Origin of the sequence: Dietzia sp., assembly GCF_036741115.1 — a bacterium.
Lineage (GTDB): Bacteria > Actinomycetota > Actinomycetes > Mycobacteriales > Mycobacteriaceae > Dietzia.
Genome location: NZ_DAINST010000097.1, coordinates 1 through 8,997, shown reverse-complemented (window position 1 = coordinate 8,997; position 8,997 = coordinate 1). Strand labels below are relative to the sequence as shown.

At 65.6% G+C, this 8,997-nt stretch carries 13 protein-coding genes; 6 read left to right on the top strand and 7 right to left on the bottom strand.

The genetic code is table 11. The annotated features are described in order from the left end of the window. The 3 genes from V7E05_RS12625 to V7E05_RS12615 form a co-directional block, all read right to left on the bottom strand. Positions 1 to 822: sigma 54-interacting transcriptional regulator (locus V7E05_RS12625; RefSeq protein WP_333619996.1), on the bottom strand; the 822-nt coding region annotated here is incomplete at its 3' end. A 77-nt stretch (positions 823 to 899) separates the two neighbouring features. Then, on the bottom strand, positions 900 to 1,268 hold the full coding sequence (locus tag V7E05_RS12620) for a hypothetical protein (protein WP_333619995.1): 369 nt from the start codon (positions 1,266 to 1,268) through the stop codon (positions 900 to 902). A 4-nt stretch (positions 1,269 to 1,272) separates the two neighbouring features. Further along, on the bottom strand, positions 1,273 to 1,698 hold the full coding sequence (locus V7E05_RS12615; protein WP_333619994.1) for a hypothetical protein: 426 nt from the start codon (positions 1,696 to 1,698) through the stop codon (positions 1,273 to 1,275). A 65-nt stretch (positions 1,699 to 1,763) separates the two neighbouring features. Here V7E05_RS12615 and V7E05_RS12610 point away from each other — a divergent pair, with 65 nt between their 5' ends. Beyond that, positions 1,764 to 3,086, top strand: a complete 1,323-nt coding sequence (locus V7E05_RS12610; RefSeq protein ID WP_333619993.1) for a M18 family aminopeptidase — start codon at positions 1,764 to 1,766, stop codon at positions 3,084 to 3,086. 214 nt (positions 3,087 to 3,300) lie between these two features. On the opposite strand, the gene V7E05_RS12605 is transcribed toward V7E05_RS12610, so the two are convergent. Continuing rightward, the gene (locus V7E05_RS12605; RefSeq protein ID WP_333619992.1) at positions 3,301 to 4,401 is read right to left on the bottom strand and encodes a hypothetical protein; all 1,101 of its coding nucleotides are present in this window, start codon (positions 4,399 to 4,401) and stop codon (positions 3,301 to 3,303) included. Between the two features lie 337 nt (positions 4,402 to 4,738). Next, positions 4,739 to 5,296 carry a hypothetical protein gene (locus V7E05_RS12600; RefSeq protein ID WP_333619991.1) on the bottom strand — a complete coding sequence of 186 codons (558 nt, stop codon included), beginning with the start codon at positions 5,294 to 5,296 and terminating at the stop codon, positions 4,739 to 4,741. 141 nt (positions 5,297 to 5,437) lie between these two features. Between V7E05_RS12600 and V7E05_RS12595 the strand changes: the two genes are divergently transcribed. From V7E05_RS12595 to V7E05_RS12585, 3 genes are all read left to right on the top strand, one after another. Beyond that, a complete protein-coding gene (locus V7E05_RS12595; protein WP_333619990.1) occupies positions 5,438 to 5,860 on the top strand; it encodes a YccF domain-containing protein in 423 nt (140 codons plus the stop codon). A 205-nt stretch (positions 5,861 to 6,065) separates the two neighbouring features. Continuing rightward, complete coding sequence (locus V7E05_RS12590; RefSeq protein ID WP_333619989.1) at positions 6,066 to 6,239, top strand: hypothetical protein; 174 nt, start codon at positions 6,066 to 6,068, stop codon at positions 6,237 to 6,239. A gap of 28 nt (positions 6,240 to 6,267) precedes the next feature. Beyond that, the gene (locus V7E05_RS12585; protein WP_333619988.1) at positions 6,268 to 6,510 is read left to right on the top strand and encodes a hypothetical protein; all 243 of its coding nucleotides are present in this window, start codon (positions 6,268 to 6,270) and stop codon (positions 6,508 to 6,510) included. Between the two features lie 367 nt (positions 6,511 to 6,877). Here V7E05_RS12585 and V7E05_RS12580 read toward each other — a convergent pair whose 3' ends face one another. Further along, the gene (locus V7E05_RS12580) at positions 6,878 to 7,399 is read right to left on the bottom strand and encodes a DoxX family protein (RefSeq protein WP_333619987.1); all 522 of its coding nucleotides are present in this window, start codon (positions 7,397 to 7,399) and stop codon (positions 6,878 to 6,880) included. A 101-nt stretch (positions 7,400 to 7,500) separates the two neighbouring features. Here V7E05_RS12580 and V7E05_RS12575 point away from each other — a divergent pair, with 101 nt between their 5' ends. Next, the gene (locus V7E05_RS12575) at positions 7,501 to 8,124 is read left to right on the top strand and encodes a TetR/AcrR family transcriptional regulator (protein WP_333619986.1); all 624 of its coding nucleotides are present in this window, start codon (positions 7,501 to 7,503) and stop codon (positions 8,122 to 8,124) included. A gap of 26 nt (positions 8,125 to 8,150) precedes the next feature. On the opposite strand, the gene V7E05_RS12570 is transcribed toward V7E05_RS12575, so the two are convergent. Then, complete coding sequence (locus V7E05_RS12570; protein ID WP_333619985.1) at positions 8,151 to 8,684, bottom strand: DUF2306 domain-containing protein; 534 nt, start codon at positions 8,682 to 8,684, stop codon at positions 8,151 to 8,153. 108 nt (positions 8,685 to 8,792) lie between these two features. Here V7E05_RS12570 and V7E05_RS12565 point away from each other — a divergent pair. Next, positions 8,793 to 8,997 (top strand): MerR family transcriptional regulator (locus V7E05_RS12565; RefSeq protein WP_333619984.1); only part of this gene is annotated, 205 nt, incomplete at its 3' end.

The window sequence follows — 8,997 nt, the reverse complement described above, 5'->3', positions numbered from 1 at the left end:
CTGCGCGCTGAGTTCCGCCTCCTGACGAATGACCGCGATCTCGTCTTCGATCTCAAGCGGGTAGTGCGTACGGATCTCCGCGCCGAAACGGTCCTTGAGCGGGGTGATGATGCGTCCGCGGTTCGTGTAGTCCTCAGGGTTCGCCGAGGCGACGACGAGCACGTCGAGCGGCAACCGGAGCGCGTAGCCGCGGATCTGCACGTCCCGCTCCTCCATCACGTTGAGCAGCGCGACCTGGATGCGCTCCGCGAGATCCGGGAGCTCGTTGAGCGCGACGATGCCGCGATTCGCGCGCGGCACGAGCCCGTAGTGGGTGGTCTCCGGATCGCCGAGGCGCCGGCCTTCGGCGACGCGCATGGGGTCGACATCGCCGATCATGTCCGCGACCGAGGTGTCCGGCGTGGACAGCTTCTCCACGTAGCGCTCGGAACGGTGCTTCCACTCGACGGGCAGCGCGTCGCCCTCACGCTCCGCGCGGGCGATCGACGCCGCGGTGATCGGCTCGAACGGGCTCTCCCCGAGCTCCGATCCCTCGATAACGGGCGACCATTCGTCGAGCAGTCCGACGAGCGTGCGCAGCAGACGCGTCTTGCCCTGGCCGCGCTCCCCGAGCAGCACGACATCGTGCCCGGCGATCACAGCCCGCTCGAGCTGCGGCACCACAGTGTTCTCGAAACCGTGCATGCCCGGCCAGGGGTTCCGCCCCTCGGCCAGCGCGGCAAGCAGGTTCTCCCGCATCTCCTCGCGCAGCGTGCGTTGGGAGTAGCCGGCGGCGCGGAGCTCACCGAGGGTGCGGATCGACGGCTTCTGGTGTACTGGCATCTCACTCACACCGCCCACGGTAGGCCTCCCCTCCGACACTGTGCAGCGCGCGAGCCCCCGGGGCTGGTCGGGCCGGGTCAGTCGCCGGGAACGATGTAGGTCCGCACCACCTCGACCTTGCCGGACTTCGCGGCCGAGGTGAATTCGAGGAGGTGCGCGAACCCGAACCGCTCCCCGTCCTTCGTGGTCGCGGTTCCGTCGACCGCGCCGTACTTACCGTGGGTCACGACCGCGAGGATCTCAAGCTCCGAAAGGTCTCCGCGCAGGGGAAGACCGGGTGTGGCGGCGGAGTCCCCATTCCCCTTCGCGGCCGGCTCCCACTGCGGTTCCTCGACGAACCACCGGTCGAAGAATTCGGTGTCGGCCTCGCCCCAGGCGCGCGCGAAACCGGCGACGACCTGCATGCGCGGCGAGTTCCCGCAGTATTGGGGCATCGAGAATTTCATTTCTTCAGCGCTCCCGGCTCGGCTTCGCCTGCTTCGGCTTCCGCGGCTTGGAGGGCTTCTTCTTCGGCGCCGCCCGCCACAGCTCCACGAGAAGCTCGCGGAGGCGATCGCTACCCGGGTCGAGATGTGCAGGGTCGACGCGCCACATGTCCGCGCCACCCGGATACATCGGCGCCAGTTCGGCGATCTCGGCTACGTCGTCGTCATGCGGGGATTTCTTGAGGAACAGGGAACCGTCGTTGATCACGGCGACGCTGCGTTCGATATCGGGATTCGAGGCGAAATCCTCCGGGCCCGCGTCGGGGACGGTGGCGTAGACCATATAGCCGCCGAACATCGGGCGGGTGCGCAACTCGATGGGGAGCATGTCCTCGGGCAGCGCCTCGGCGATCTCCCGCGATGCCGCTTTGAGCGCCTCGTCTTTGGCCACGATTCCCGTCCGCCCTTTCCTCACGCTGTGCCCGCGGCGCATGCCGCTGCGGCTAGCCTAAAAGAATGAGCACCCTCACGAGCGCGTTCCCGGGCAGTTCGGGGGCAGATTCCCGCGCCGCCGACTTTATCGATTTCGTCGCCGCGAGCCCGTCCTCGTTCCACACGGCCACGGAGGTCGGACGCCGGCTCCTCGCGGCGGGCTTCACGGAACAGGACGAGGCCGAGGATTGGGATTCCGAACCGGGCGGGCATTTCGTGATCCGCGGAGGGGCGATCGTGGCGTGGTTCGTGCCAGAGGGAGCGTCGCCGTCATCCAGCGGTTTCCGCATCGTCGGCGCGCACACGGATTCGCCCGGCTTCTCGCTCAAGCCGCGCGGGGATCTCGCGTTCAAGCGGTGGCAGCAGGCGCCGGTCGAGGTCTACGGCGGGCCGCTCCTCCACACGTGGTTCGATCGCGAGCTCGAGCTCGCGGGGCGCGTGGTGTTCGCCGACGGCTCGACCCACCTCGTCCGCACGGGCCCATGGCTGCGGATTCCGAGCCTCGCGATCCACCTCGACCGGGGCGTCAATTCCAAGCTCGAGCTCGACCCCGAGCGCCACGTCCAGCCGATATTTGGCAATTCCGTGCGCCCCGGCGGGTTGCTGCAGATCCTCGCCGAGGACGTCGCCGCGGAGAACGGGCTCGCGCCGGGGACAGCGATCGTCTCGCACGACCTCATTACCGTCGACGCGCAGCGCGGCGAGCGCTTCGGCGTCGCGCGTGAGTTCCTCGCGGCGGGGCGGCTCGACAACCTCACCAGCGTGCATACCGGGCTCGAGGCGCTGCTCGCCGCGGCGTCGGATCCTCCGGGCGACGACATCCTCGTGCTCGCCGCGTTCGACCACGAGGAGGTCGGCTCGGGCACCACTTCCGGCGCTTCGGGGCCGCTGCTCGAGGACGTGCTCCTGCGCACGGCCGCCGGGCTCGGCGCGGATCTCGAGCGGAGCCGGCAGATGTTCGCCCGCTCGATGTGCGTCTCCGCCGATGCCGCGCACGCCGTGCACCCGAACTACCCCGAAGCCCACGATCGCGGGCACCACCCGTTTGTCGGCGGCGGTCCGGTGATCAAGATCAACGCCAAGGCCCGCTACGCCTCCGATGCCGGCACGGTCGCGCTGTTTATCGCCGCGTGCGCCGAGGCGCAGGTGCCCTATCAGCACTTCGTCTCGGACAACCGCGTGCCGTGCGGTTCGACGATCGGTCCCCTGACGGCGACGCGCCTCGGCATCGACACCGTCGATGTCGGCGTGCCCCTCCTGTCGATGCACTCGGCGCGCGAGATGTGCGGTGTGGCCGATCTCGGCTCCCTCGCTGCATCGCTCGACGCGTTCTTCCGGATGGCGTAGCGGGGGAGTTTCCGGGGAGAGCGCGTTGCCGCTCGCCCCTCGTTCTTCCCGGATGACGACGTAGGTCCCGCTCCCCTAGCCATCTCCTGTCCCGGCGCGCGTCTGCCACGCTCGGCGGGATCTCCTTTCGCCTACGAACCGATAGCCGAAATGCCGAATGCCGGCCCCTAGTGAGGGGCCGGCATTCTTGGTCGCTACTCGAAAGCGGCAGATACTACTTCGGGAGCAGCGCCGTGATCTCCGGCGGAAGCTGGATCAGGCCCTGCTGCCAGGCCCAGTAGGCGCCTCCGAGCGACGCGGCAATGGCGACGGCAAGCCCTCCGCCGAGCGCCAGCGAGCCGAAGTCCGGGCCGTTCGAGGGAACCTGCGTGCTCGTGGTCGTGGTCGTGGTCGGAGTGGTTGTCTCCGTGTTCGTTGTCGTCGTGTCGGTCGTCGTGTCGGTCGTCGTGGTGGACGTTTCCCTTGCTTTTGTCTCGAAGTCGTAGGTCACGCAATCGAAAACGAAGTTGTCGATGTACGTGTTCGGAGTCTTGTTTTCCTGCGTCTTCTGGACACCGATTTCGTCGAGCTGAGCATCAGGGTTCATCGCGATGATGTCCTTGAGCGTAGCGGTCTCCATTCGCATGAGCGGCTTGCCGTCATTGAAGCCGGGTGTGGCCGCAATGCTCTTTGTGACCCAGAATTCGGAGCTCGCGGAGACATCCTCCGGCGACAGCGTATTCCACTCACCAGTCGAATCGGTCGGGCTCAGCACAATGGTGGCGAAGCCGTTTGTGAAGTGCCCGCCCTCGCCGTTCGGCTTGGGTTCACCGGTCGCGAAGTTGTAGTAGTTCGCCCCGGTGATGCGAAGCTGGAGCGCGGGTCCACGGGTGTCGCCGAAGTAGTCGAAGCCCATCGGCCTGATGTTCCCATCTTCATCGACCAGGTCTTCGAGCGGCATGTCCACCTTCTTGTACAGCGACGTGCCCTTCTTCTCGGGGTCGGTGTAGTCGGGGAAGAAGAGCCCACCCGGACCTGCAGTCGCACCCGTCTCCGCGCCATCCGCAAAATCCTGGAACACGGCAGGGGTCTCATCGTCCGGCGTCGTCCATTCGCCGGGCTCAGCCGGCGTGACGACCTCCGTCGTGCACTGATTTTCGGGATCGGTGGTGGGCGTCGGAGTGGTGGAGGTCGGGGTACCAGAAGTGGTGGGGGCAGCGGACGTCGACGGCGGGATCAGGCTGCCGAGGCTGCCGCCACTAAACTCAAACGACTGCGCGGTAACCGCCGGAGCGGCGACCAGCGAACCGGCGATCAGCGCAGCCGGCACGGCCACCAGTAGTGGCTTATGTGAGAACTTCATGAGAGGACTCCTTGCGGATGTGAGTTTTGGCCACCTGGAGCTGCGACCAAGAAGGATGGCGCAGCACGCAAACCCTTCGTGCGCTGCACGAATAACAATAGAGTCACGATTGTTTTGGAGTCAACATTATCTACAAAAGTTTGTAATATAATTCTCATCCCAGTTAGTGGTCGCTCTCAGCAAGTAGCCAACGAGCGGCCCGACTTGCTGGCGACATTGCGCGGCCTCCGCAAACTTTGTCCTGCACGCCGCCGCGGGGTCGGGCGCGCCCACGACTTAGGCGAGCTAAGCGCGCACCGTCTGCCCATTGCTAATACCGCTCGGACCTCCAAGCCCAGACGGAGGCTCCAGCACCCATAACGGCCATGACCGGCATGGCGATCATGCCCAAGGTCAGTTTCACCTTCTGGTCGTCAGACAGGTAATCCATGCCCGGGACCGAATACTCCGTTCGACCGAGCGGCACGTATCGGTACCCGTGCCCATAGATCGAAGGAAATTCCGGCCACCACACCGCTACCGAAGCGGCGAATGCCAGAGCTGTGATCGGAAACGCAATCCAGAACCACGGAAAACCGTGCACCCCATGCTTCCGCCGCCGTGGCAGCACGGCCACAGCGACAAGCGCACTGATCCCAAGCGCGAATACCACCATCCACCGTTGTTCCGACATACGCCCAACGAGCACCTTTCTCGCCGAAGAGATCTCCGATTCCGGGAAGTATTCCGCGAATGGCTGAACGTCGCTAATAGTCGCGACAACGAACGTTGCCCCGAGCACGCAGAGGAGACCGACAGCGAACGCAACCGCGCGCACGACCCGTGGAGCGCGTACCCCGAAGGTGCGTCGATTCTCCCCTTCCTCCATGGCCTCGAACCGTAGACGACGTGACGCTGGGCCAACAGCAATTTAATCAACTTGCCGCACATGCGGTCTGGCGATCGCGCCCGCCGCGGACAGCAAGATTGTTCGCCTGCGCGGCGGCCACCTTCCCGTACCCTCGCGGGCATGCGTTCCCTCATTGCCCTTGTGCTCAACGTGATCTGGCTCGTGACGGCAGGCTTCTGGCTGTGGCTCGGTTACCTACTCGCGGGCGTTGTCGCGTGCGTCTTCATCATCACGATCCCCTTCGGCGTCGCGAGCTTCCGCATCGCCGGCTACGTGCTGTGGCCATTCGGCCGCGAGGTCGTGGACCGTGGTGCGCCTACGGGAATGTCGACGATTGGAAACGTGATCTGGTTTGTCGTCGCAGGGCTCTGGCTCGCAATCGGCCACGTGTTCACAGCGGCGGCGCAGGCGGTGACGATCATTGGCATCCCGCTGGCCTGGGCCAACCTCAAGCTCATCCCTGTGACGTGTTTCCCGTTCAGCAAGGAGATCGTGAGCTCCGAGGATCGTCGCGCGGCAATGATGCCGGTCGCCCGCCGCTAACAGCGCAAAACATCGGTAGCCCGGCGATCTCGCGGGACGATCTACCTATCGCCAAGACCTCCCCCACCAAAAGGCCCCGAGGATGCGGCCTGCCCGACGTTGGCCGCCGGCGAGCACCGCCAAGAGTTCGACGCCCCGTAACAATGCGCAAGGGCGGAAACGATGTTCACAATGGACACCATCGCCCAACGCAGGAAGGCACTCCATGGATTCGATTAGCGCGGCCGTGCTCAACTTCGACTTCGCCGGGCCGTTCAAGACGTCTGCAACCCTCCACGAAGGCCAAACCCCGGACTACGGCTTTTTCGAAGCTGTTTCCGGCTCGGTCGGATACTTCGCCCAGGATTTCGTCACGTCCCTTCAGATCCCGTTTTACTAACGCCCGGGCGTCTACGTAAGGAAACCTCATGATGACAACCCGAAAGATCGCCGCCGTCTCTGCAATCGCGTGTGCTGCGGTTGCGTTTTCTACGGCCCCAGCACAAGCCCAAACGCTCCCCGAGATTCCGCAGGGATCGGTAGCAGCCGATGCCCTCGCACCCGCAGCCACCATGTCCGTCGCCTCCGCAGTAATGCCCGCGGCCCTCGTATTCCAGGCGTACTGCATCATTGCCTACAACATCGGCGGACCTGCCGCCTGCTCGTACTGACCACGATGCACGCCTAGGGAAGACCCCGGGCAAAAGCAGCAAGCCGGGGCTTCCATATGACCAAGTAGCTCGACGCCTTGCGCCGACGAAATGACCACCCGGCGCCGGCTCCGACTGAACCGAAAGGCCCCCCACGGGCTCGTTCCCCAGCTCCCTCCTCAACCCTTCGCAGGCGCTCACTTCTGTCTTCAACTTCTCCGCCGCCCTCACTTGGGACACGACGATGCCCACCAACCCGCTCGACGCATTCGTGGGCTCCGTCGAGAACACCTTCAACTTCGCGACGTCGTGGATGCCCCGCTAGTCTCCTGAGCTCGGCTACGTCCCGGGGTGCCCGTCCAGCGGCGGCCGCTCCCGGACGTTCACCTCAGTAGGAATAAGTGCCCCTGACCGGCTCGACCGAAGCCGGAACATCGTCCCGGAGAAAACCTGGAACTCGGGCCGCCCGACGTCGACCACCGGCGAGCACTCCCCCTTCCGCCGCGAGAAAGAAGAGTTGGAGCGCCGTTCGCAGGCCGAGTTCGTCGATCCACGGCAGGTCCGTGCCCGTAAGCGCGAGGTGCACATTCGCCGGCAACATGCTCAGCAACATGGGCCCTGGGCCCGCAGCAGCGGCGTTCCGCGTCCTTCGCCACATCAGACCCGCCGCACCTGCGAGTTCGAGCAATCCGGTGATAATGACGAGGACACCGGGCGCGGGAAGCGCTGGCGGGACCATGGCGACGAGCTCCTCACGCATCGCCACGAAATGCGCGCCGCCGGTGACGGTGAACATTGCCGCGAGTCCGCCGGCCAGCCCGAGCCGCCACGCCTTCTGCTTGGGACGAAGGACCTTGCGGACGACGAAAACCGCCGACGTGGTCGCGACGAGCACGATAAGCGGTTCCATGGTGATCTCCCTGGTTCGACCCTGCGAAACTTGTCGTTGAATAGATTCGTCATTCATGCGCATCTTGTCGATGAAAAGTTTCCGGGGGCAGAGTCGGGCGCATGGCTTACCACCACGGAGATCTGCGCCGAACGCTCCTCGACGAGGCCGCGTCCGCCATCGCCGACGACGGACTCGCCGCACTGAGTCTCCGCGCCCTCGCCAAGCGCGCCGGGGTGTCCAATGCGGCGCCGAACTATCACTTCGGCGACCGATCGGGCCTGCTCACCGCTCTCGCCACCGAGGGATTCGACCGCCTGGCCGCGGCGATGGATCACCTCGCAGCGCAGGGCGACGATGCGCCGAAAAATGCCTCCTCCGGGCTCGTGGACATGGGCGTGGCCTACGTCGACGTCACGCTCTCGAATCCTTCGCACTTCGCCGTCATGTTCCAGACCGCACTGCTGCGCGCGGACGATCCCGCACTGCTCGACGCTCAGCAGCGCGCGTATGCCGCGCTCCGCGACGGCGTCTCGCGAGCACTCGATGCGAGCGGAACACGCACGGCTGCCGCGGCCGCGGACGGGGCGGAGGCCAAGGCTGAAGAGGACGCAGTCGTCGCAGCGTGGTCCCTCGTCCACGGCTACGCCACACTCGTCATCGGGGGCGCCGTGCCGGATACGGACCCGCGGGCACGCGCGCGGGTCATCGCCAAGATGCTCGGCCTCTCCGCAGGCGAGAGTTAGGCGCGGCCCACTGCGCGGTTGGCCGGCTAGGCGGCCGTAGACGCCTGACCACGCGGAGCTTCGCCATCCCCGACCGGCACCGGATCAGGTACGGCGGTACGCCCGAAGCGGGCGAGCACGAAGGCGACCCAACACGTAGCGGCGAGGACGACTCCCCCGACCGCCGTCCACAGCACGGCAGGATTGTTGACGGCGAGCTGCGGAATCGCCCGCTCGGGAACGATGGCGGCATAAGCACCCGCGACGAGCGACCCGATATACGAGCCCACCATGTTCCCGATGTGCGCTCGCACCCTCCCTCGACGGATGTTGTAGACGCCGAAGGTCGTGGTGCAGAACGTGAAGATCGCAAGCGCGTGGAAGATGGTGAACCCTCCGGTGAGGGTGTAGATACACATCCCCGAGACGCACACGAAGTACATGGAGACCACCCACGAGCGGCCGATCGCCTTGTGCGCCGAGTCCTTGCGCCGGCGGAAGATATTGACGGGACCGAGGAGAACCACGAGCGAGGCCGCCACGGCGTGCACCGCGATTGCCGTTCCGGTGAAGGTGTCCATGGGTTTAAGATAGTCGTGATATCCACTGAACATCCAGGTAGATAGCTACCGGGGTAGTCCACTATCCACTGCCCTGGACTCCTGCCCGCCCACGCGAAGGAGCCTCACATGCACCTCGCCGAACTCTCGCTCGCCACGGGCGCGCCGGTCTCGAGCATCAAGTTCTGGCTCCGCCAGGGCGTGCTCCCGCCGGGCGAGAAGATCAACGCGCGCACGGCCGAATACGGCGAGCGCCACGTGGACCGCATCGAGCTCATCCAGCTCCTACGCGAGGATCTCCGTGCCCCCACCGCGCAGATCTCCGAGCTCACCG

What these genes read in the sequence shown, in the direction of transcription:
- V7E05_RS12600 (WP_333619991.1), bottom strand. Translation starts at nt 5,296, where the DNA reads ATGGAGGAAGGGGAGAATCGACGCACCTTCGGGGTACGCGCTCCACGG.
- V7E05_RS12585 (WP_333619988.1), top strand. Translation starts at nt 6,268, where the DNA reads ATGATGACAACCCGAAAGATCGCCGCCGTCTCTGCAATCGCGTGTGCT.
- V7E05_RS12570 (WP_333619985.1), bottom strand. Translation starts at nt 8,684, where the DNA reads ATGGACACCTTCACCGGAACGGCAATCGCGGTGCACGCCGTGGCGGCC.
- V7E05_RS12620 (WP_333619995.1), bottom strand. Translation starts at nt 1,268, where the DNA reads ATGAAATTCTCGATGCCCCAATACTGCGGGAACTCGCCGCGCATGCAG.
- V7E05_RS12590 (WP_333619989.1), top strand. Translation starts at nt 6,066, where the DNA reads ATGGATTCGATTAGCGCGGCCGTGCTCAACTTCGACTTCGCCGGGCCG.
- V7E05_RS12595 (WP_333619990.1), top strand. Translation starts at nt 5,438, where the DNA reads ATGCGTTCCCTCATTGCCCTTGTGCTCAACGTGATCTGGCTCGTGACG.
- V7E05_RS12610 (WP_333619993.1), top strand. Translation starts at nt 1,764, where the DNA reads ATGAGCACCCTCACGAGCGCGTTCCCGGGCAGTTCGGGGGCAGATTCC.
- V7E05_RS12575 (WP_333619986.1), top strand. Translation starts at nt 7,501, where the DNA reads ATGGCTTACCACCACGGAGATCTGCGCCGAACGCTCCTCGACGAGGCC.
- V7E05_RS12580 (WP_333619987.1), bottom strand. Translation starts at nt 7,399, where the DNA reads ATGGAACCGCTTATCGTGCTCGTCGCGACCACGTCGGCGGTTTTCGTC.